The following is a 19,681-nucleotide window of genomic DNA, read 5'->3' as shown; positions in this document are numbered from 1 at the left end:
GGAGCGGCCTGCGGGGCGGAGCGGGCTGCGGGGCCGGACAGGAACGACGCTAAGCGCTTCTTGCCGTGTAGGCATACGATGTTGCCTATGACGCAAGACAATGGCGAGCTGGACAGCCTGGTGCGCAAACGCATCCGTGCCCTCCGCGTGGCCCAGGGCTGGTCCCTGGAAGATCTGGCCACTCGTGCCCAGGTCAGTCAGTCCACGCTCAGCCGCATCGAGACCGGCCGGCGCCGTCTGGCCCTGGACCAGCTCGTCACCCTGGCCCGTGCCCTGGACACCTCCCTCGACCAGCTGGTCGAGACGGCCACGGACGACGTCATCTCCAACCCGATGATCGACGCGTCCCACGGGCTGATGCGCTGGCCCGTCAAGGCGGACCCCGGCATGACCGTCGTACGCCAGCGCATGACCGACCCGCCGCCCGACAATCCCGCGCGGATGCGCGCCCACCCGGGCCGCGAATGGCTCGTCGTCCTCTCCGGCACCGCGATCCTGCTCCTGGGCAACCGGCGCCTGCGGATCGAGACCAACCAGGCGGCGGAGTTCACCACGATGCTTCCGCACGCCATCGGGGCCGACGGCGGACCGTGCGAGATCCTCGGCATCTTCGACCGCGATGCCCGTCGCGGCCACCAGCGAGGCGAGGAAGCGGGGAAGGCGAACCGCCCGTCTCCGTCACTGTGACGGTGATGGTGGCTGTGGCTGTGACCGTTTGCGTGTCCCGCAGTTCAGCCGGTCATCGTCTTGCGCATTCCGGAAGCGCCCAGGTCACACGCGAACGGCCCGCCTAGCTTGGGCGCATGAACCACCCCTCCCCGCACACAGCGCACCATGTCCACGAGCACGAGCACGACGCAGGCGACCACTCGGAGATCCTCGACCTGGATGCGGAAGTACTCGCCGAACACCTCGCGTCCATCACCGCCTGGCTGCCCGTCGCGGCCGGCCCCCGCCGCGTCGTGGATCTGGGCTGCGGGACCGGAGCCGGCACGCTCGCTCTGCTCGGTCGCTTTCCCGAGGCGGAGGTGACGGCCGTCGATTCCTCGGCCGCCCACCTGCACCGCCTCCAGGAGAAAACAGCCGGAGCGGTCGGCCGCCTGCGCATCGTGCAGGCCGACCTCGACGCGAAGGCGTGGCCCGACCTCGGCGCGCCGGAGCTGGTCTGGGCATCGGCCTCCATGCACCACATGTCCGACCCCGACCGCGCCCTGCGCCGGGTCCACGACCTGCTGGCACCGGGTGGACTGTTCGCCGTCGTCGAGCTGGCCGGCTTTCCCAGGTTCCTGCCCGAGGGTGCCCCGGAAGAGGCTCCCGGCCTTGAGGAGCGCTGCCATGCCGCACTCGACCACCACCACGCCGAGCAGGTACCCCACCGCGGCGCCGACTGGGGGACCAAGCTGACGGAAGCCGGCTTCACGGTCGAGGGCGAACGCACCGTCGCGGTCGACATCGGCCCGGCCCACACCGACGCAGTGGGCCACTACGCGCTCAGCAGCCTGCGCCGCATGCGCGGCAACGCCGCATCGGCCCTGACATCCGAGGACCTGACCGCTCTAGACCGACTCCTCGACACCGACAGCCCGCACAGCGTCCTGCGCCGCACCGACCTCGGCGTGCGCACCGAGCGCACGGTGTGGGCAGCGCGCCGCACCTGACGCTCACCGTTCCCGAAGGCCCGTCCCGGAGCCCAGTTCCCGGAGCCCCGTCCCGGAGCCGGCCACGAGTGGAGACGCGAGCGTCCTAGTCGGCCGACCGGCGCACGTGGTCCGGCCGGAGGGCGCCGACGCGGTCGTATCCCTCGACGGCGACGGTCGTCCCCGGCGCGATCTCCGTGAAGCCCGCGTCGCGCACCAGCGGCAGTCCGCTCGTGGTGAGTTCGGTCCAACGGGCGGGGGCGGCGGTGCGGACCGTGAGGGGGAAGCCCGCCTCGCGCCAGGCCGTGCGGTCCTCGTCCGACAGCTTCCACCAGGCCAGTTGGGCACCGTGGCCCGCCTGGGCCATCGACTTGCCGGCCGACATCTCCAGGTCCGGGTTCATCCAGAGGACGGGCGCAGCCGGGTCGGCGTCTCCCGGCGGCTCCGGGTCGTCCAGGTCCGTGCCGGAGACCTGGAGACGTGCCAGGTCCTTGGGCCAGCCGTCGAGCGGGACCGGCGGGAAGACCCGGACCTCGGCCGACTTTCCGGTGACGGTGAGGCCAGGCAGCGCCTCGGCCCGCCGCCACTCGGCGCCGCGCGCCCGCCGGACGACCTTGCGGATCCGGGCGTCCTGCCAGTCCCGCATCGCCTGGGCCCACTCCCCGTCCCCCAGCGACCGCTCGTCGCTGAGCATCACCAGGACGGCACGGGCCGCGGTCTCCAGCGCGTCCGTACGCCCCGGCGGTTCGTTCCGCTCGATGCGGACGACCAGGGGCAGCACGTACTGCGGTGCCTCGTCGCGGGCGGTCCGCTCGTCGCGGAAGGGGCTGTCCTGCGGGGTGCCGTCCGGGGAGTCCTGCGGGGTGTCCCCGGCGTCGGCACCGGAGGCGGTCGTCTGGTCGCTGCTCACGCCCTCCAGTCTGCCAGGCGGAAGATCGGTTCCTTTGACCAGTTCCTCTGGCCGGTTCCTCTGCGCTCGCGCGAACGTCCGCGCGAGGATGGGGCGCATGAATCGCGAGTTGCTGCTGGAGGGCGTCGGCCGCCGGTACGGTCTCGGCGGCGCCCCATGGGTGCTGCGCGGCGTCGACCTCACGCTGGCCCCGGGCACCCTGACGCGGATCGAGGGCGCCAACGGCACCGGCAAGTCGACCCTGTTGCGCCTCCTCGCCGGGATCGACGCCCCCACCGAGGGCCGTATCACGGGCCGCCCCCGCACCGCGTACGTCCCCGAACGCTTCCCGGCCGCCCTGCCTTTCACCTCGGCCGGCTATCTGATCCACCTCGGCAGCGTCCACGGCCTGTCCCGTGGGGAGGCCGCCCGGGCCGCCGTCGAGTGGCTGGAACGCCTGGGCGCCGCCGAGTACGCCCGTACGCCGATGTCGGAACTCTCCAAGGGCAGCAGCCAGAAGGTCGCGGTCGCCCAGGCACTGCTCGCCGAACCGGAACTCCTCGTCCTCGACGAAGCCTGGACCGGCCTCGACACGGCCGCCCGTACGGAACTGGAGCGGGCGGTCCTGGAGCGCAGGGCCGTGGGCGGCACGGTGGTGTTCGTCGACCACGACCCGCGACGGCTGGCGGGGGCACCGGACGTGACGTACGCGGTCGTGGACGGCAACGTCCGTACGGTCAAGGGGAGTTCGGCGCAGAGCGAGGAGGCGTACGTGGTGGTCGAGGTGCAGGGGCCGTCGGGCGCCGAGCCGCCCGCTGAGGCGACCTGCCTGGCCGTCTCCGTCGAGGAGCCCGGCACCGGCACCGGCACCGGCACCGGCACCGGAAGGCTCCGCCTCACTGTCCCCGAGACGCATTCGGACACCCTGCTCAGGACCCTGCTGACGGCCCGCCCACCGTGGCATGTGGTGAGCGTGGGGGAGGGCCCACCCGCGACCCGCGTACCGCCAAGATCCCCTGCAGCAGCGGCTGTTGATGCCGATACAGGTGCCGATACGGGCGCCGGCGCCGGTGCCGGTGCCGAGGTCCGCTCATGACCGCGCTCCTCCGCTATCAGGCCGCGCTCCTGCTGCGCTCTCAGCGCTGGCTGCCGCCGGTCATCCTGTACGCGGCCGTTCTGGGGATCGGCGTCCAGACGGGCCAGCCGGTGCTGGACTCGCTCGGCTACGCGGCCGCCGCGGTGCTCCCCGTCGCCGCCTGGCTCGTACGGATCTGCGCCACCAACGAGCCGCCCGCCGCCCGGAGTTGTGTGGGCGCGGCGGCCGGGCCCGCGCGGGCGCATCTCGCCTGTCTGCTCGTCGCGTTCGGGGCGGCGGCGCTGCTCGGGGTGGTGGCGACGGTCGTCGTGAGCGTGGTCAGCGATCCGGCGAGCACCGACCACCGGACGCCGGTGCCCGTCGTACCGGCGGGCGGCGCCGGGCTGCTCGCCGCGCTCGCCTGCGCCCTGCTCGGCACGGCCGTCGGAGCGCTCACGACCCGGCCGCTGCTGCGGTCGACCGGCCGGGCGGTCCCGGCGATGCTGCTCGCGGCGGTGCTGGCGCTGGTGGTGACGGGGTCACCGGCCCGCGTGGCGGTCACCGACCTGGTGGCGGGGTCGCAGGCAGGGGTCGTACCGGCGCCTGTGTTGCCGTTGTTCGTCGCCGGCGCGATGGCTGCGGCGGCCGTCGCGGTGGCCTGCGCGCTGACCACTCGCCGAGGCTGATCAACCGGAGCAGGCCGTGCGCTGTGCCTCCTGCCATTCGCAGACGGGGCACAGGGTGATGCCCTTGTGGGACTCCGGGTACTCCGTGGGCTTCTGGCAGAGCACGCACTCGGCGGGGCGCTCCGGAGAAAGGCCGGTGGGTGATGTGCCGGTCGTCGTGGGCCGGTCGAGCCCCGCGGCGGAGCCGCGTGATGCCACAGCCCCGCGCCCCTCAGGGGGCGCGGGGCGCTCGGTGTCCGAATGGTCGCTCATGCCTTCAGGGTAGGCGCGCCCCCTCACACCGCGTCGAGGCGTGCCTGCTCCTCCGCGGAGAGCTTCAGCTCCGCCGCGGCGACCGAGTCGCGGATGGTTTCGGGGCGGGAGGAGCCCGGGATCGGGATCACCACCGGTGCCTTCGCGAGCATCCAGGCCAGGCAGACCTGCTGGGGGCTCACGCCGTGGGCCCGGGCCACGTCCGCGAACGCGGCGTACCGCGAACCCAGCGCGCCGGCGTTCGAGATGCCGCCCAGCGGGCTCCACGGCAGGAACGCGATGCCCAGTTCCGCGCAGAGCTCCAACTCCGGCTCGCTGGAACGGAAGGCGGGCGAGAACTGGTTCTGCACGCTCACCAGCCGGCCGCCGAGGATCTCGTTGGCCAGCAGGATCCGGTCGGGACCGGCGTTGGAGATGCCCGCGAAGCGGATCTTGCCCGCGTCCAGCAGATCGCGGATCGCCCCGACCGACTCCTCGTAGGGGACGCGCGGGTCCGGCCGGTGGAACTGGTAGAGCCCGATGGCCTCGACGCCGAGCCGCTCCAGCGACGCGTCGCAGGCCTTCTTCAGGTACTCCGGCGAGCCGTTCAGCGTCCACGAGCCGTCGCCCGGACGCAGATGACCGCCCTTCGTCGCGATCAGCACGTCCGAGGTGTCGCCGTCGTACTCGGCCACCGCGCGGGCGATCAGGGATTCGTTGTGACCGACCTCGTCGGCGTCCCGGTGGTAGGCGTCCGCGGTGTCGATCAGCGTCACGCCGGCCTCCAGCGCGGCGTGCACGGTCGCGACCGAACGCTGCTCGTCGGGGCGCCCCTCGATGGACATCGGCATACCGCCCAGACCGATAGCTCCGACCTGGACGTCACCGACGGTGCGTGTCTGCATGGAGGTTCCTCCTGGGGATTCATTCGGTACGCCCCAGCCTCCACCGTCACCTTTTAGCCGTCCAGCAAGAGAATCCGATCGCTTTCAGCGGTGACGGTGATGAATCCGGTCGGATCAGGTCCGGCACCTGCACGAAGCGGTACCCGCGCCCGACGGTGTGGCGCCGGGGTGGGACCCGTTGTCCGCGTCCCACCCCTCCCGTCGGCCGGGCCGCCTGCTCGGCGGGCGCGGAGCTACCTTCGCCAGGGGCCCGTTACCGCGAACGTCGTCCCGGGCGTGTAGCAGTTCACGTACATCGTCCTGCCGTCCGGCGAGAACGTGACGCCCGCGAACTCACCCCACTCCGGTTCCTCCGGCGTGCCGATGTTCTGCCGGTTGCGGGCCATCGCGTACACCTCGCCGCGCCGTGTCACGCCGTACACGTGCTGGACGCCCCCGCCGTCCTCGCAGACCATCAGGCCGCCGCTGGGCGCGAGGCAGATGTTGTCGGGGGACTCGCCGGGCAGCTGTACGTCGGTGTCGGGACCGAAGACGATCACCAGGGTGAGCCGGCGGGCGTCGGGGTCGTACCGCCAGATCTGGCCGAAGTGGTCCGCGGCCGAACCCTCGCTGCTGTGCGCGAACGACGAGACGAAGTAGACCGACTTGCCGCCCCAGTAGCAGCCCTCCAGCTTCTGGGCGTGGGTGATGCCCTTGGGGCCGAAGTCCTGGAAACGGATGGCGGTTTGGGCGGCGAGCGGGTCCGGGACGTCCACCCACTCGACGCGGTCGAAGCTCGCACCCGTCTCCTGGATCGAGGAGAGATCCGGGACGCCCGGTACGCGCATCGCCTGGAGCCGGCCGCCCGCGCGGAGCGAACCGCGGCCGCCCTCGGGCTTGTTGGGCAGGAAACGGTAGAAGAGACCGAAGGGCCTCTCGAAGGCGTCCTCGGTCTCGTAGACGATGCCGCGCTTCGGGTCGACGGCGATCGCCTCGTGCTGGAAGCGGCCCATCGCGGTGAGGGGCACCGCGCCCGTGCGGTGCGGATGCGCCGGGTCGACCTCGAAGATGAAGCCGTGGTCCTTGGTGTAACCGTTCGTGCCGGCCTTGTCCTCGGTCTCCTCGCAGGTGAGCCACGTGCCCCAAGGCGTGGGCCCGCCCGCGCAGTTGACCGCCGTACCGGCGATCGCGACCCGCTCGTCGAGCACGTTTCCGCGGGAGTCGACCGTCAGCGACGTACAGCCGCCCTTGCCGATCGGGTCGTAGGTGAGGCCCTCGATCGTCGGGACCGGAATACGACCGGTGTTGCGGTTCTCGTGGTTGCGGACCAGGTGGACGACACGGCCGTGTCTGTCGCCGGAGCCGGACCGCCCGGCGAACGCGGCCATGCCGTCGTGGTTGCTCGGCACCCGGCCCTCGCCGGAGCGCAGTTGGTCGCCCTCGCGGGAGAGCACCCGGTAGCGGAAGCCTTCGGGCAGGTCCAGCAGGCCGTCCGGGTCGGGGACCAGGGGGCCGTATCCGGTGTGGCCCAGCGCGGTGGCCGTGCCGGTGAAGAGCTCCGACATGGCTCCCGTGAACGCGATGCCCACTCCCAGGGCACCGGAGCGGGCGAGCACCTCGCGTCGTGTTGCGGACATGGGGCAACCTTCCTGTTGGCGGACAGGAGAACGTGACCCGCATGTGTGTATCACGCACCACCGGACACGTGAACCACGCGCGTAGCGTGGCGTTCTCACGCAGCGTCAGACGACCCGGATGGCGGGGGAGTTGGGCCATGGAGTTCGTTCGGCTGCTGTGCCCGTTCCAGGAACCGCAGCAGCTCCACCGGGAAGGGCAGTACGAGCGTCGAGTTCTTCTCGGCGGCGACCGCCACCACGGTCTGCAGCAGCCGGAGTTGGAGCGCGGCGGGCTGCTCGGACATCACTCCGGCGGCCTCCGCCAGCTTCTTCGAGGCCTGGAGTTCCGCGTCGGCGTTGATGATCCGCGCCCGGCGCTCACGGTCGGCCTCCGCCTGCCGGGCCATCGACCGTTTCATCGTCTCGGGCAGCGAGACGTCCTTGATCTCGACGCGGTCGATGGACACGCCCCAGTCCACGGCAGGGCTGTCGATCATCAGCTCCAGGCCCTGGTTGAGCTTCTCGCGGTTCGACAGCAGGTCGTCGAGGTCGCTCTTGCCGATGATCGAGCGCAGTGACGTCTGCGCCATCTGCGAGACCGCGAAGCGGTAGTCCTCGACCCTGATGATCGCGTGTGCCGCGTCGACCACCTTGAAGTAGACGACCGCGTCCACGCGCACCGTGACGTTGTCCCGGGTGATGCCCTCCTGCGCGGGCACGGGCATCGTCACGATCTGCATGTTCACCTTGTGCAGCCGGTCGACCGCGGGGACCACCATCGTGAACCCCGGAGTGCGCGGCTCTCCGCGCAGCCGCCCGAGCCGGAGGACCACTCCGCGTTCGTACTGCTTCACGATCCGTGCCGCCGCCGCGACGTACACGACCCCGACGGACGCGACCGTCGCCGCCGCGACCAGGAGTTCTTCGACCATGTCGACCCCTGCCCTCCGCACTTTCTGCCGATCGAGTCGCCGCTTATGTGGCTAATTCAACGATACGCCCGGGTTCCGGCAACGGATCGGCCCGGGGCTCTGTCGAGCCCCGGGCCGATCGTGCCTGATCAGGGGGTTACAGGGGACTACAGGAGAGGCTAGGGAGCGGTGACCTTCACCGGCTCCGTGCCCGTCGCGCTGTGCCGCTCGGCCCAGTTCTCCAGGGCCGTCCGGCACGCGTGGTCCAGGTGGTGCAGCCCCGACAGGTCCAGCTCGACCGGCCGGTCCTGGGGCAGCGCCTCCAGGTTGTCGAGGATCTTCGGCAGCCGCAGGAAGGTGGCGTTGCCCGACAGGTACGCCTGCACGGGGCCCGCCCCCTTGTCGATGACCTCCAGCTTGAGGTGCGAGGCCTCCCAGGCCGTCTTGGCGACCGCGAGGGCGAGCCCGATCAGGACACCCTCGAACATGCTGATCGCGACGATCGACACGGCCGTGACGATCAGGATCAGCGCCTCGCCCCGGTGCTCGCGCCACAGCGACACGATCCCGCGCAGCGGAATCAGCTTCCAGCCCGCGTGCACCAGGATGCCCGCGAGGGCCGGCAGCGGAATGTAGGCGAGCACGGCCGGCAGCAGCGCCGCGAACAGCAGCAGCCACATGCCGTGCATGACCCGGGACGCCTTCGTCCGTGCGCCCGCCTGCACGTTCGCCGCGCTGCGCACGATCACCGCGGTCATCGGCAGCGCGCCGAGCAGCCCGCAGACCGTGTTGCCCGCGCCCTGCGCCAACAGTTCCTTGTCGTACTCGGTACGCGGTCCGTCGTGCAGCCGGTCCACGGCGGCGGCGCTGAACAGCGACTCCGCCGAGGCGATCAGCACGAAGGCCACCACTGTGCCGAGCACGCCGACGCTCGCCAGCTCGCCGACGGTCTCGAAGCCCGGCAGCTGGATCGAGTCGAGCAGGCCCTTCACCTCGACGGTCGCCACGGGCAGGCCGAACGCCAGCGTCACGAGCGTGGCCAGCGCGACCGCGCCGAGCGCCCCCGGCACCGTACGTACCTTCTTCGGCAGGTGCTTCCACAGCACCAGCACGGCGATGGTGCCGGCCCCGAGGCCGAACGAGGCCAGTGCCTCGGCGGACCCGGCGGAGTCGGCGACCAGTCCCGGCAGTCCGGCCAGCTTGCCCAGACCCGAGGCGGGTGCCTCCGCGCCCGCCACCGAGTAGAGCTGCCCGGCGATCAGGACGAGCCCGATCCCGGCCAGCATGCCCTCGACGACGGCCACCGAGATGGCCCGGAAGTAGCGCCCCAACTTCAGGGCGCCCATGGCGACTTGGATCAGACCCGTGGCCAGCACGATGACTCCGAGCACGGGTAGTCCGTACTCCTGCACCGCCTCGAAGACCAGCACGGTCAGACCGGCGGCCGGACCCGAGACCTGCAGGCTGCTGCCGGGCAGCAGACCGGTGACGAGGCCGCCCACGATGCCGGTGACCAGGCCGAGTTCGGCGGGCACGCCCGACGCCACCGCCACGCCCACGCACAACGGCAGGGCGACGAGGAAGACGACGAGCGAGGCGGCGACGTCCTGCCGCAGATGGGGGAACTTCATTCGGTTGCTTGTACTCGTTCGGTTGCTTGTGGGGGTGCTCATCGCGTTGCTCACAGCCCCTTGAAGGAGTCGGTGTGCACGTCGTGCTCCAGGACGGAGCCGGTGTGCACCTCGTAGAACCAGCCGCGCAGACGGAGTTGACCACTCGTCAGACGCCGGGCCACGCACGGGTAGGAGCGCAGTCGCAGGAGCTGGGTGAGTATGTGGCTCTGCACGGCCTCGGTGACGGCCGGGTCCCCGACGGCGCCTTCGGGCCGGGGAGTCGAGTGCGCGAGCCAGTCGCGTACGGCGGGTACGGCGGTCAGGTCGTCGCCGCGTACCAGCGCGCCGACGGCACCGCAGTGGGAGTGGCCGCAGACGACGATGTCCGCGACCCCGAGCACCTCCACCGCGTACTCGATGGTGGCGGCCTCGCTGGTGGGCTGTGCGGAGGTGTGCGGGGGGACGATGTTGCCCGCCGTGCGCAGTTCGAAGAGCTCACCGGGCCGGGCTCCGGTGATCAGGGCCGGGACGACCCGGGAGTCGGAGCAGGTGATGAACAGGACCTGCGGGGACTGGCCTTCGGCGAGACGGGCGAACTCCTCCGGGCGGTCCTCGGACTGCTTGCGGAAGGAGCGTGCGTGATCGATGAGGGGCTGCATGTGTCAGTTCCTCCTGGCGCGCCACAGGGCGCGTCGGTGTACAAAACGGAGCGCATGCGGGTACGGCGACATGACCCCACGTCGACGCGCTCGGCGGACGTGGCGTGGTGAGGGTGGGTCAGGTCGGAGTCGCTTCGTGCCCGGTGGGGGTCGGGTCAGCAGCGGAACACTTGAAGTGCCGCCGCGGAGTGGCCTGTCGACGATCTCGTCGTACGGTGGTGCGCCGCGGGAGCGGCGAGGTGCGACGGGTCGTCGTGGTAGGTCGCGGGGTCCTTGCAGAGCAGTGGACGCGCGGGTGACTGGGGGACGTGGTCCGCGACGCGGATCCGGTCACGGGTCCGCAGGGGACCCGTCGGGCTGCCCGGGTGCAGGGCCTCGCCACAGGTGACGAACTCGGCCTTGCTCTTGGGCCCCGTGACAGGTGTCGTGTGCGCGGAAGCGAACGCCGAAGCGGGGGCGGAGAGTTGCAGGGCGAGCAGGACGGCGGCGAGAACGGTGAACAGGGTCCGGGCCGTCGTACCTCGTAGCATGCGCCCCCTCTCGGCCGGCTTCGGGTCAAGTGCTCTCACGTCAACATGAACGTTAACGGGTGAAGTTGTTTGCAGGGTTAACTTAACGTTTCACCCTGAAGAGAGCCTGAAGTGGGCCGAAGAGCATCGGAAGCAGGCCGGAAACCGGCTGGGGAACGGCGGTTCGGTCAGCCCTTCACGAGGTCCGTCACGAGGTCCTTCGCGTTCCGACGAGGTCCTTCGCGTCCCGTGCAAGCGCCGTGAGCCGGGAGATCGCGCGGAAGTACTTCTTGCGGTAGCCGCCGTTCAGCATCTCCTCGCTGAACAGCCGGTCGAAGGGCATCCCCGAGGCGAGTACCGGCACCTCGCGGTCGTACAGACGGTCGGCGAGCACGACGAGCCGCAGCGCGGTCGACTGGTCCGGGACCGGCCGGACGTCCGTGAGGCAGACCGCCGTGATCCCGTCGGTCAGCGCGCCGTACCGGCTGGGGTGGACCCGGGCCAGGTGGTCGAGCAGATGCGGGAAGTCGTCGAGCGAGGCCCCCGGCGTCGCGTACGCGGCCTTGGTGACCTGCTCGTCGGAGTACGGGTCCGGGGCCTCGGGCAGCCCGCGGTGGCGGTAGTCCTCGCCGTCGATGCGCAGCGACCGGAAGTGCGCGGACAGACCCTGGATCTCGCGCAGGAAGTCGACCGAGGCGAACCGGCCCTCGCCGAGCTTGCCCGGCAGCGTGTTGGAGGTCGCGGCGAGCGCCACGCCCGCCTCGACCAGCCGGCCGAGCAGGCTGGACACGAGGACGGTGTCACCGGGATCGTCGAGCTCGAACTCGTCGATGCAGAGCAGCCGGTGGCCGCTCAGCGTCTGCACGGTCTGCTGGAAGCCGAGGGCGCCGACCAGGTTCGTCAGCTCCACGAACGTGCCGAAGGCCTTGAGGGAGGGCTCGGCGGGGGTCGCGTGCCAGAGGGAGGCGAGCAGGTGTGTCTTGCCGACGCCGTAGCCGCCGTCGAGGTACACGCCGCGGGGGCCGGCCGGTGCCTTCGCGGCCTTCTTCCCGAAGCCGAGGAAGCCGCGCTTGCCGGAGCCGGCGGCCTGCGCACCGCCGAGACCCGCCGCGAAGGCGTCCAGCACGTGGACGGCCTCGGTCTGGCTGGGCTGGTTCGGGTCCGGAATGTACGTATCGAAGCGGACCGAGTCGAACCGGGGCGGCGGCACCATCTCGGCGACCAGCCGATCCGCCGGGACGTGCGGCTCGCGAGCGCACAGGGACGACGGGGCCGCGTCGGCTATGGAACCGAGACCGGGGGCAGAGGGGGAGGTCGACACGGTTCCCCACTCTACGGGCCGTGCCAGACTGCACGACATGCGACGCCTGTTCCCTGTGACCGACGAGACAGCAGCCCGGGACTCGGGTGGGGGCCCTGGTACGGCCGGGCAGGCCGGTGCGGCGGGGGCCGACCGAGCCCATCGGGCCGACCGGGCCGACCGGGCCGACCGGGAGTGGGGACTGGAGGAGCTGGCGGAGGCGTACGCCTATCCATCGGGTCTGCCGGGTTCGCCGGACGCCTCGGACGCCTCGGACGCCTCGGGGGGTGCGGGGGCCTCTGGCCCGCAGCCCTGGCTGCGGGCCAACATGGTGTCCACGCTCGACGGGGCCGCCCAGCACGACGGGCGTTCACAGCCCATTTCCAGCGCCGCCGACATGCGGATCTTCGGCACGTTGCGGGCGCTCGCGGACGCTGTGGTGGTCGGTGCGGAAACGGTACGCCAGGAGGGTTACCGCCCGGCACGCGCGCGGGCGGACTTCGCCGCGCTCCGCGAAGCGGCGGGGCAGGGCCCGGCCCCGGCGATCGCGGTGGTCAGCGCGAGCCTGGCCCTGGACTTCTCGCTGCCGCTCTTCACCTCGCCCCTGGTCCCGACGCTCGTGCTCACGGGCGCCGCGGCGGCCCCCGACCGGATCGCCGCCGCCGAGAAGGCCGGCGCAGAGGTCGTGATCGCCGGGGACGGCATGGGTGTGGACCCCGCCCGGGCCGTACGCGCGCTCGCCGACCGGGGCCTGTACCGGCTCCTGACCGAGGGCGGGCCCCGGCTGCTCGGCCAGCTGGTCGCGGCCGGCGTACTCGACGAGCTCTGTCTGACGGTGTCCCCGATGCTCACCGCGGGCGACGCCCAACGCATCGCCGGCGGCCCTCCGGTGGCCGTGCCGAGGCGCTTCGAACTGACCTCTCTGCTGGAGGAGGCCGGGTTCCTGTTCAGCCGTTACCGTCGGACCTGACCAAATAGACGGAATCATCCGTTCCGTTTGGCTTTCGCTGGGCACACTAAATCTCGCAGTCCCCGTGCGGTTACGGGGCAGGATGGTTTCCGCAGGGGCCTACGGACGGCCCACGGATGAGAAGGGCGCCTGTCGTGTTCACAAGCGTACTGATGATCGAGAAGGCCCTGACGTCCGCGGACGTGGAGTTCGTCACCAGCTTGCACGGTGACGAGGACGTCGCCTTCCATGTGCTGCTCCAGCCCCGCGGCGACCAGGCCGACCGGTTGCTGCGGGCCATCGACGACGTGGCGCTCGGCGAGCTGGACGAAGCGGCGCGCGAGAACGAGACGCCCGAGGGCGAGGAGGCCGTCGGCCAGGGGCAGAAGGCCCTGGAGGTGTCGCTGGTGGCGTTGCGGGTGGCGGGGAGCGGGGCGGAGGGGCGGTTGATCGAGGATCATCCGCTGGACGCGCTCAAGGGGCTCGTGGACGAGATCGACGCGGACGAGGTCATCGTGCTGACCGATCCTCATTACGTGGAGGAGTTCTTCCACCGGGACTGGGCCTCGCGGGCTCGGCACAAGGTGGGGGTGCCGGTGTTGAAGCTGTTCTCGCACAGCAAGTCGTGACGGTTCGTTGCCGCTGTGGCTTGGCCATGGGCGCCGTGATGGTGCTCGGCTTCGTCGGGTGCGGCGGGCATGTGGCTGGTCGCGCCCACGCGGCGGAGCCGCACAATGTCACAGCCCCGCGCCCCTGAGGGGCGCGGGTCGCCGCAGCCAATAGGCTGGGTGCGCTCACCGTCGTACCCGAGTCCTGGGAGAAACACGTATGGCACCCGGTCTTCCCACCGCCATGGACCGACCGCACTTCATCGGCATCGGCGGTGCCGGGATGTCGGGGATCGCGAAGATTCTCGCGCAGCGCGGGGCGGCGGTCGCGGGCAGTGACGCGAAGGAGTCCGCGACCGCCGAGGCGCTGCGTGCGCTGGGGGCGGCGGTGCACATCGGCCACGCGGCCGGGCATCTCGCCGACGACGCGACCTGCGTGGTCGTGTCGTCCGCGATCCGCGCCGACAACCCGGAGCTGGCCCGCGCCGCCGAGCTGGGCATCCCGGTCGTCCACCGCTCGGACGCCCTCGCCCGCCTGATGGACGGCCTGCGGCCGATCGCGGTCGCGGGCACCCACGGCAAGACGACCACGACGTCGATGCTGGCCGTCTCCCTGTCGACCCTGGGCCTGAACCCCTCGTACGCGATCGGCGGCGACCTCGACGCCCCCGGATCCAACGCCCTGCACGGCGAGGGCGAGATCTTCGTCGCCGAGGCCGACGAGTCGGACCGCAGCTTCCACAAGTACGCGCCCGAGGTGGCGATCGTGCTGAACGTGGAGCTGGACCACCACGCCAACTACGCCTCCATGGACGAGATCTACGAGTCCTTCGAGACGTTCGCGGACAAGATCGTGCCGGGCGGCACCCTGGTGATCACCGCGGACCACGAGGGCGCGCGCGAACTGACCCGGCGGCTGTCGGACGACGTCCGGGTGGTGACGTACGGAGAGTCCGAGGACGCGGACGTACGTGTCCTGTCCGTCGTCGCCCAGGGGCTGAAGAGCGAGGTGACGGTCGAGCTGGACGGCTCGCCGCTGACCTTCACGGTCTCGGTCCCGGGTCGCCACTACGCGCACAACGCGGTGGCGGCGCTGGCGGCGGGCGCGGCGCTCGGCATCCCGGCGGCGGAGCTGGCCCCGGCCATCGCCTCGTACACGGGCGTGAAGCGGCGGCTCCAGCTGAAGGGCGAGGCCGCGGGCGTGCAGGTCATCGACTCGTACGCGCACCACCCGACGGAGATGACCGCGGACCTGGAGGCGATGCGGGCGGCCGCCGGTGACGGCCGCATCCTGGTCGTCTTCCAGCCCCACCTGTTCTCCCGCACCCAGGAGCTGGGCAAGGAGATGGGCGAGTCCCTGGCCCTGGCGGACGCCTCGGTCGTGCTGGACATCTACCCGGCCCGCGAGGACCCGATCCCGGGCGTCACCAGCGAGCTGATCATCGAAGCGGCCCGGGCCGCGGGCGCGGACGTGACGCCGGTGAAGGACAAGGCGGACGTGCCCGCGGTGGTGGCGGGAATGGCGAAGCCCGGTGATCTCGTTCTCACCATGGGCGCGGGTGACGTGACGGACCTCGGACCCGAGATCCTGACCCGCCTGTCGAAGTAGCCGTACCTGTAGTGAGGGGTTGAGCTTCATGTCGTACGACATCGAAAAGCCGGACGAGCAGTGGCGCGCGGAGCTGAACCCGGCCGAGTACGCGGTCCTGCGCAAGGCGGGCACCGAGCCGGCGTTCACCGGCGAGTACACCGACACCAAGACGAAGGGCGTGTACTCCTGCCGCGCCTGCGGCGCCGAGCTCTTCACCTCCACCGAGAAGTTCGAGTCGCACTGCGGCTGGCCCTCCTTCTACGACCCCAAGGAGTCCGACGCGGTCGAGCTGATCGCCGACCGGTCCCACGGGATGGTGCGGACGGAGGTGCGGTGCGCCCGCTGCGGTTCACATCTCGGGCACGTGTTCGAGGGTGAGGGGTACCCCACCCCGACCGACCAGCGCTACTGCATCAACAGCGTCTCGCTGCGGCTGACGCCGGACGAGGGCTGATCCGGGGCACCGGCGACCACTTCGTCGGGCTCGCGGCCGGCGGAGAACACCAGAACACGCGCTGCCACGTCACCGTCCCTGAGGTCGCTGCACAGTTGTGCGCCCGACCTGTCCGGCAGATGCATCGAGGTGACCACCACGTGGGGCGTCCTCGCGCGAGCTTCGCGAAGTGCCTGTGCCGCGGTGTTGACTGTGGCGACGACGTCGAATCCCGCGGTCTCGATCGAGCTGGGTGGTGACCTCTCGACGCCAGAGGGGGTGAGGGTCGGCGACCAGGACCCGCGTCACGCCCTGTGCGTCGATGGCGGGTGGCGCCGCGGTGGCCGGTGCGTCCTGGGCACAGGCCGTTCTCACGGGGGCGGGTGCCTTCCTGACCCTCGTGGCGTTCCTCAACACGGTCATCGGCCAGGCGGTGATCTCCATGGACGGGAGGGGTCACCGGTGCTGCGTCGGGCTCGTCCGCTGAGTAGGCTCCGGGACATGCGGATCTCCGTCTCCTCCGACATGGACGAACCCGTCGCCCGTGCCCTGCTCGAAGAGTTGCGCGGGCGTGGTCACGAGGTGCTGGCGTACGGGGCGTTGAGTCCCGGGGAGGATCCGCAGTGGGCGGTGTGTTCGGAGACGGCGGCTCGTCGGGTCGCCGCCGGGGACGCCGACCAGGCGGTCGTGTGCTGCTGGACCGGCACCGGTGCGTCGATCGCCGCGAACAAGGTGCCCGGCGTGCGGGCCGCGCTGTGCACGGACGCGTACACCGCCCAGGGCGCACGGCGGTGGAACGACGCCAATGTGCTGGCGCTCAGTCTGCGGCTGACGTCCGAGCCGCTGCTCAAGGAGATCCTCGACGCGTGGTTCGCCGCGGAGGCCAGTGAGGACGCCGAGGACCGGGGGAACGTGGCCCACGTCGGGCGGCTCGATCTCGGAAGAGGCGAGTCGTAACCTCCTGCGGTCCAGTGGCCCGTGGTCGGGTCCCGTCGTCCGGTGCGGCTCACAGCACCTTGCGGTGTACGAGGATCGACAGGACCAGCGCGCCCGGCAGCAGGGGTACCCAGACCGTCAGGACGCGGTAGCCGATGACGGTCGCCGTGGCGATGCCGATCGGGGCGCCGAAGGCGACCATGGTGAACACCAGGGCCGCGTCGACCGGCCCGATGCCGCCGGGCGCGGGCACGGCTCCGACCGCCGTACTGGCGAGGAGCAGCGCGAGGATCACCTGCGCCCAGGACAGCGGCAGCCCGAGAGAGAACCCGACCGTGGCGATCACGCTCCCCTGGAGCAGCGGGGTCGCGGCCGAACCGCCCCACAGCGCGAGGATCCGGGCCGGCCTGGTGTGCAGCACCCGGACGTCGGTCAGGGCGGTGCGTACGCAGTCGAGGGCCGGGCGGCGCAGCGGACGCACGGTGGTCACGAGAAGGGCGGTCGAGCCGAACCCGAGGGTCACGGCACCGGCGACCAGGAGCATGGTCCGTTCGTCCGGGACGAGTTCACCGAGGTGCAGCAACTCCGGGAAGGCCACCATGAAGACCAGCAGCACCAGCGTCTTCGCGATCGGCTTGACCAGTGAGTACAGGGCGAGCGAGGCGGTGGCCCTGGCCAGGGGGATGCCGCGGCCCTGCAGGAAGCGCAGGGTGACGGCGTGGGCGCCGATGCTCGCCGGGAGTACGTGGTTCGCGGTACCCGCGGCGACCTGGGAGGCCAGCAGCAGTCCCGGCGGCAGCCGGTCCGGTATGGCGCCCTGCCGCACACACGCGGCGGCCACCCAGCCCAGACAGGTGAACAGGGCCGCGGCCAGCAGCCACCAGGGGTCGGCGGAGGCCAGCCGGGCGGCGCCGTCACGGACGGCACGCCAGTCGAGCACCGCCCACGCGCCGATCAGCAGGAGCGGGAGCAGGCTCAGCGTCCAGCGGGTCAGGCGCGCGGCGGCGGAGAAGCGGGGGCGGGAGGGTGAAGGGGACGGGGCGGGCGTGGGGAGCGCCCGGGGGACGGTGGTGTCGAGCGGCAGCAGGGACACGGCGCACGTCGTCCTTCCGCGTCACGCCCGCGCGGGGAGCGGGGCGGACGGATACAAGGCGAGGCAGGAGGGGACGACCGAAACGTGCCCGCTCGGTGTGACGTCATGGTGTCCGGGAGCCGAAGGAGCGTGGGCGGGCGGGCGACGCGGGCCACCGTGCACGGAGTGCGGGCTGTGCGGAGTGCGTGTCGGGGCGACCTGTGGGGGTGCGGTCCGGTCACCGGTCACCTGTCACTGGTCCCGGCGCTCGTCCGTTCCCGCCATGATGGCCTGGTGGCTGCGGCGGACGTGTTCGCGCATCACGCGCTCCGCGCCAGCGTGGCGGGGCATCCTGAGGGGGCATCAGGCCGGGCGGGGCGGCGACTGGTTCCGGTGCCGCCACGGTGCGGCGCCGTTCAGTCCACTGCAGCCCGGTCGCCCCAGCCGGCCCAGTCGCCCCAGCCGGCCCAGTCGCTCTAGCTGGCCCAGCCGGACCGGCTATCTTCGCCATTCCTGCCGGACCGGCTGTTCCCGCCGGACCGGCCATTCCTGCCGGACCGGCTGTTCCCGCCGGACCGGCCATTCCTGCCGGACCGGCCATCCCAGCCGGACCAGCCATCCCGGCAATCCCCGCCGGACCAGCCAGTCCCGCCAAGCCAGGTCCGGCCCCGGCCGGTCCCTTCGAGGGCGCTCACACCCGCCCGCTCGGCCGTCCGCTTCCGTTGCTCTGGGCCGAGGTTGCTATCAACTGGTCTATCAGCGCGATCAGTACGTCCCGGCACGACTCCCGGTCCCGGGCGTCGCAGAGCAGTACGTGGGTGTGCTCGGGCAGGGCCAGGGCGTCCCGGATCTCCTCCGCGGCGTACGGATGCTCGCCGTGGAAGCCGTTGACGCCGACGACGAACGGGATGTCCCGCCGCTCGAAGAAGTCGATGGCGGCGAAGCTGGACTCCGGGCGGCGGACGTCGACGAGGACGACGGCGCCCAGGGCACCGATGGCCAGGTCGTTCCACATGAACCAGAACCGCTGCTGCCCCGGCGTGCCGAAGAGATACAGCACGAGTTCCTGGCTGAGCGTGATCCGGCCGAAGTCCAGCGCCACCGTCGTGGCGTGCTTCTCCGGGATGCCGTTGAGGTCGTCGACGCCCAGGCCGGCCGAGGTCAGCGGTTCCTCGGTGCGCAGCGGCACGATCTCGCTGACCGCGCCGACCATGGTGGTCTTGCCGACGCCGAATCCCCCGGCGATCAGGATCTTGACCGTGTCGGGTGCTGAGGTCCCCTGGATGACGGGGTCAGAGCCGGCCAAGGCCGTCCCTCACTTTCTGCAGCAGGTCCATGTCCGAGGTTCGGGAGATCTGGCGTGGGGCGTGGGCGACGATCCGGCCCGCCTCCAGCAGGTCGCAGAGCATGATGCAGACCACGCTGACCGGCAGGTCGAGCTGGGCGGCGAGCTCCGCGACCACGACCGGCTTCGTACACAGCCGCAGGATCCGCGCGTGCTCGGGCTGCGGCCGCGCGGCCCGGTCGGGCGGCGGGTCCACCGTGGTGACCGACGTGATGAGGGTGAAGTCGGTGCGGCTGGGCCGGGTGCGGCCGCCGGTCAGCGTGAACGGCCGCACCAGTCGGCCGCTCGCGTCGCCTCCGTTCACCTCACTCGCCGTTGTCGGTGACGGCGACGCCCGCCCGCGGTGCCGCGCTGAGGTGTTCGCCGATCTTCTTCACCAGCATGTTCATCTGGTACGCGACCACTCCGACGTCCGCACCCTGGCTGGTGAGCACGGCCAGATGGGCGCCCGGCCCGGCCGTGCTGAGTATCAGATAACTGTTGGCCATCTCGATGAGCGCCTGCCGCACGGGGCCGCCGCGGAAGTCCATGCTGACGCCCTTGCTGAGGCTCATCAGACCGGACGCGGTCGCCGCAAGCCGCTCGGCGTCGTCGCGCAGGAAGCCCGTGGACCTGCTGACGACCAGTCCGTCCTCGGAGAGCACGACGGCGTGGTTCACCTCGGCGACCCGGTCCACCAGTCCGGTGAGCAGCTGGTCGAGCTGGCTGTGCGTGGCAGGGATGGGGCGTGTCATTTC

24 protein-coding genes are annotated in these 19,681 nt (G+C 71.4%); 10 read left to right on the top strand and 14 right to left on the bottom strand.

Annotated elements, in window-relative coordinates:
• The first annotated feature begins 87 nt into the window (after positions 1–87).
• Together ACZ5VQ_RS41730 and ACZ5VQ_RS41725 are read left to right on the top strand one after the other, a co-directional pair.
• Positions 88–687 (top strand): helix-turn-helix domain-containing protein, encoded by a 600-nt coding sequence (locus ACZ5VQ_RS41730; protein WP_469109566.1) that lies wholly within the window; start codon positions 88–90, stop codon positions 685–687.
• A 116-nt stretch (positions 688–803) separates the two neighbouring features.
• Positions 804–1,658, top strand: coding sequence for a class I SAM-dependent methyltransferase (locus ACZ5VQ_RS41725; RefSeq protein WP_469109565.1), 855 nt, complete (start codon positions 804–806; stop codon positions 1,656–1,658).
• A gap of 85 nt (positions 1,659–1,743) precedes the next feature.
• Here the strand turns inward: ACZ5VQ_RS41725 and ACZ5VQ_RS41720 are convergent, their stop codons facing one another.
• Positions 1,744–2,547, bottom strand: a complete 804-nt coding sequence (locus ACZ5VQ_RS41720; protein ID WP_469109564.1) for a peptidyl-tRNA hydrolase — start codon at positions 2,545–2,547, stop codon at positions 1,744–1,746.
• Between the two features lie 97 nt (positions 2,548–2,644).
• Here ACZ5VQ_RS41720 and ACZ5VQ_RS41715 point away from each other — a divergent pair, with 97 nt between their 5' ends.
• Together ACZ5VQ_RS41715 and ACZ5VQ_RS41710 are read left to right on the top strand one after the other, a co-directional pair.
• Entirely contained in the window at positions 2,645–3,622 is a 978-nt protein-coding gene (locus tag ACZ5VQ_RS41715; protein ID WP_469109563.1) for an ATP-binding cassette domain-containing protein, read from the top strand.
• Complete coding sequence (locus ACZ5VQ_RS41710; protein WP_469109562.1) at positions 3,619–4,287, top strand: ABC transporter; 669 nt, start codon at positions 3,619–3,621, stop codon at positions 4,285–4,287. Before ACZ5VQ_RS41715 ends, ACZ5VQ_RS41710 begins: the two co-directional genes overlap by 4 nt.
• On the opposite strand, the gene ACZ5VQ_RS41705 is transcribed toward ACZ5VQ_RS41710, so the two are convergent.
• The 8 genes from ACZ5VQ_RS41705 to zapE form a co-directional block, all read right to left on the bottom strand.
• Positions 4,288–4,539 carry a hypothetical protein gene (locus tag ACZ5VQ_RS41705; RefSeq protein ID WP_469109561.1) on the bottom strand — a complete coding sequence of 84 codons (252 nt, stop codon included), beginning with the start codon at positions 4,537–4,539 and terminating at the stop codon, positions 4,288–4,290.
• A 23-nt stretch (positions 4,540–4,562) separates the two neighbouring features.
• A complete protein-coding gene (locus ACZ5VQ_RS41700) occupies positions 4,563–5,423 on the bottom strand; it encodes an aldo/keto reductase (protein WP_469109560.1) in 861 nt (286 codons plus the stop codon).
• 233 nt (positions 5,424–5,656) lie between these two features.
• Positions 5,657–7,039 (bottom strand): PhoX family protein, encoded by a 1,383-nt coding sequence (locus tag ACZ5VQ_RS41695; RefSeq protein ID WP_469109559.1) that lies wholly within the window; start codon positions 7,037–7,039, stop codon positions 5,657–5,659.
• Between the two features lie 95 nt (positions 7,040–7,134).
• Positions 7,135–7,950, bottom strand: a complete 816-nt coding sequence (locus ACZ5VQ_RS41690; RefSeq protein ID WP_359716098.1) for a slipin family protein — start codon at positions 7,948–7,950, stop codon at positions 7,135–7,137.
• A 158-nt stretch (positions 7,951–8,108) separates the two neighbouring features.
• Positions 8,109–9,560 (bottom strand): SulP family inorganic anion transporter, encoded by a 1,452-nt coding sequence (locus ACZ5VQ_RS41685; protein WP_469109558.1) that lies wholly within the window; start codon positions 9,558–9,560, stop codon positions 8,109–8,111.
• A 50-nt stretch (positions 9,561–9,610) separates the two neighbouring features.
• Complete coding sequence (locus ACZ5VQ_RS41680) at positions 9,611–10,201, bottom strand: carbonic anhydrase (RefSeq protein WP_469109557.1); 591 nt, start codon at positions 10,199–10,201, stop codon at positions 9,611–9,613.
• 155 nt (positions 10,202–10,356) lie between these two features.
• Positions 10,357–10,731 carry a hypothetical protein gene (locus ACZ5VQ_RS41675; RefSeq protein WP_362078292.1) on the bottom strand — a complete coding sequence of 125 codons (375 nt, stop codon included), beginning with the start codon at positions 10,729–10,731 and terminating at the stop codon, positions 10,357–10,359.
• A 187-nt stretch (positions 10,732–10,918) separates the two neighbouring features.
• Positions 10,919–12,031 (bottom strand): cell division protein ZapE, encoded by a 1,113-nt coding sequence (gene zapE / locus ACZ5VQ_RS41670; protein WP_469109556.1) that lies wholly within the window; start codon positions 12,029–12,031, stop codon positions 10,919–10,921.
• 37 nt (positions 12,032–12,068) lie between these two features.
• Here zapE and ACZ5VQ_RS41665 point away from each other — a divergent pair, with 37 nt between their 5' ends.
• The 4 genes from ACZ5VQ_RS41665 (at position 12,069) to msrB (ending at position 15,612) form a co-directional block, all read left to right on the top strand.
• Positions 12,069–12,980 carry a pyrimidine reductase family protein gene (locus tag ACZ5VQ_RS41665; RefSeq protein WP_469109555.1) on the top strand — a complete coding sequence of 304 codons (912 nt, stop codon included), beginning with the start codon at positions 12,069–12,071 and terminating at the stop codon, positions 12,978–12,980.
• Positions 12,981–13,114: 134 nt separating this feature from the next.
• On the top strand, positions 13,115–13,588 hold the full coding sequence (locus ACZ5VQ_RS41660; RefSeq protein WP_469109554.1) for an indole-3-glycerol phosphate synthase: 474 nt from the start codon (positions 13,115–13,117) through the stop codon (positions 13,586–13,588).
• A 199-nt stretch (positions 13,589–13,787) separates the two neighbouring features.
• Entirely contained in the window at positions 13,788–15,176 is a 1,389-nt protein-coding gene (gene murC / locus ACZ5VQ_RS41655; protein ID WP_469109553.1) for a UDP-N-acetylmuramate--L-alanine ligase, read from the top strand.
• Positions 15,177–15,204: 28 nt separating this feature from the next.
• A complete protein-coding gene (gene msrB, locus ACZ5VQ_RS41650; protein ID WP_307520751.1) occupies positions 15,205–15,612 on the top strand; it encodes a peptide-methionine (R)-S-oxide reductase MsrB in 408 nt (135 codons plus the stop codon).
• On the opposite strand, the gene ACZ5VQ_RS41645 is transcribed toward msrB, so the two are convergent.
• On the bottom strand, positions 15,564–15,836 hold the full coding sequence (locus tag ACZ5VQ_RS41645; RefSeq protein ID WP_469109606.1) for a response regulator: 273 nt from the start codon (positions 15,834–15,836) through the stop codon (positions 15,564–15,566). The two genes, msrB and ACZ5VQ_RS41645, sit on opposite strands and share 49 nt — an antisense overlap.
• A gap of 77 nt (positions 15,837–15,913) precedes the next feature.
• Between ACZ5VQ_RS41645 and ACZ5VQ_RS41640 the strand changes: the two genes are divergently transcribed.
• Positions 15,914–16,078 carry a hypothetical protein gene (locus tag ACZ5VQ_RS41640; RefSeq protein WP_469109552.1) on the top strand — a complete coding sequence of 55 codons (165 nt, stop codon included), beginning with the start codon at positions 15,914–15,916 and terminating at the stop codon, positions 16,076–16,078.
• 14 nt (positions 16,079–16,092) lie between these two features.
• Positions 16,093–16,548 carry an RpiB/LacA/LacB family sugar-phosphate isomerase gene (locus ACZ5VQ_RS41635; protein WP_469109551.1) on the top strand — a complete coding sequence of 152 codons (456 nt, stop codon included), beginning with the start codon at positions 16,093–16,095 and terminating at the stop codon, positions 16,546–16,548.
• Between the two features lie 49 nt (positions 16,549–16,597).
• Here the strand turns inward: ACZ5VQ_RS41635 and ACZ5VQ_RS41630 are convergent, their stop codons facing one another.
• The 4 genes from ACZ5VQ_RS41630 to ACZ5VQ_RS41615 all read right to left on the bottom strand — a co-directional run bounded on the left by ACZ5VQ_RS41630 (position 16,598) and on the right by ACZ5VQ_RS41615 (position 19,678).
• Positions 16,598–17,620, bottom strand: a complete 1,023-nt coding sequence (locus ACZ5VQ_RS41630) for a lysylphosphatidylglycerol synthase transmembrane domain-containing protein (protein WP_469109550.1) — start codon at positions 17,618–17,620, stop codon at positions 16,598–16,600.
• 670 nt (positions 17,621–18,290) lie between these two features.
• A complete protein-coding gene (locus tag ACZ5VQ_RS41625; RefSeq protein WP_269651802.1) occupies positions 18,291–18,905 on the bottom strand; it encodes a GTP-binding protein in 615 nt (204 codons plus the stop codon).
• Complete coding sequence (locus tag ACZ5VQ_RS41620) at positions 18,892–19,248, bottom strand: DUF742 domain-containing protein (protein WP_055617929.1); 357 nt, start codon at positions 19,246–19,248, stop codon at positions 18,892–18,894. Before ACZ5VQ_RS41620 ends, ACZ5VQ_RS41625 begins: the two co-directional genes overlap by 14 nt.
• Before the next feature lies 1 nt (position 19,249).
• Positions 19,250–19,678, bottom strand: coding sequence for a roadblock/LC7 domain-containing protein (locus ACZ5VQ_RS41615; RefSeq protein WP_055617928.1), 429 nt, complete (start codon positions 19,676–19,678; stop codon positions 19,250–19,252).
• Positions 19,679–19,681: the final 3 nt, after the last annotated feature.

It is taken from the genome of Streptomyces sp. NPDC033178 (assembly GCF_055577685.1).
This window is presented reverse-complemented; position numbering and strand designations above follow the sequence as displayed.

Excerpts from the sequence above, each read along its gene's own strand:
- ACZ5VQ_RS41710 (WP_469109562.1), top strand. The coding sequence starts at position 3,619 with ATGACCGCGCTCCTCCGCTATCAGGCCGCGCTCCTGCTGCGCTCTCAG.
- ACZ5VQ_RS41725 (WP_469109565.1), top strand. The coding sequence starts at position 804 with ATGAACCACCCCTCCCCGCACACAGCGCACCATGTCCACGAGCACGAG.
- ACZ5VQ_RS41680 (WP_469109557.1), bottom strand. The coding sequence starts at position 10,201 with ATGCAGCCCCTCATCGATCACGCACGCTCCTTCCGCAAGCAGTCCGAG.
- ACZ5VQ_RS41690 (WP_359716098.1), bottom strand. The coding sequence starts at position 7,950 with ATGGTCGAAGAACTCCTGGTCGCGGCGGCGACGGTCGCGTCCGTCGGG.
- ACZ5VQ_RS41635 (WP_469109551.1), top strand. The coding sequence starts at position 16,093 with ATGCGGATCTCCGTCTCCTCCGACATGGACGAACCCGTCGCCCGTGCC.
- ACZ5VQ_RS41695 (WP_469109559.1), bottom strand. The coding sequence starts at position 7,039 with ATGTCCGCAACACGACGCGAGGTGCTCGCCCGCTCCGGTGCCCTGGGA.
- murC (WP_469109553.1), top strand. The coding sequence starts at position 13,788 with ATGGCACCCGGTCTTCCCACCGCCATGGACCGACCGCACTTCATCGGC.
- ACZ5VQ_RS41700 (WP_469109560.1), bottom strand. The coding sequence starts at position 5,423 with ATGCAGACACGCACCGTCGGTGACGTCCAGGTCGGAGCTATCGGTCTG.
- ACZ5VQ_RS41685 (WP_469109558.1), bottom strand. The coding sequence starts at position 9,560 with ATGAAGTTCCCCCATCTGCGGCAGGACGTCGCCGCCTCGCTCGTCGTC.
- msrB (WP_307520751.1), top strand. The coding sequence starts at position 15,205 with ATGTCGTACGACATCGAAAAGCCGGACGAGCAGTGGCGCGCGGAGCTG.
- ACZ5VQ_RS41665 (WP_469109555.1), top strand. The coding sequence starts at position 12,069 with ATGCGACGCCTGTTCCCTGTGACCGACGAGACAGCAGCCCGGGACTCG.
- ACZ5VQ_RS41715 (WP_469109563.1), top strand. The coding sequence starts at position 2,645 with ATGAATCGCGAGTTGCTGCTGGAGGGCGTCGGCCGCCGGTACGGTCTC.
- ACZ5VQ_RS41675 (WP_362078292.1), bottom strand. The coding sequence starts at position 10,731 with ATGCTACGAGGTACGACGGCCCGGACCCTGTTCACCGTTCTCGCCGCC.
- ACZ5VQ_RS41640 (WP_469109552.1), top strand. The coding sequence starts at position 15,914 with ATGGCGGGTGGCGCCGCGGTGGCCGGTGCGTCCTGGGCACAGGCCGTT.
- ACZ5VQ_RS41730 (WP_469109566.1), top strand. The coding sequence starts at position 88 with ATGACGCAAGACAATGGCGAGCTGGACAGCCTGGTGCGCAAACGCATC.
- ACZ5VQ_RS41615 (WP_055617928.1), bottom strand. The coding sequence starts at position 19,678 with ATGACACGCCCCATCCCTGCCACGCACAGCCAGCTCGACCAGCTGCTC.
- ACZ5VQ_RS41705 (WP_469109561.1), bottom strand. The coding sequence starts at position 4,539 with ATGAGCGACCATTCGGACACCGAGCGCCCCGCGCCCCCTGAGGGGCGC.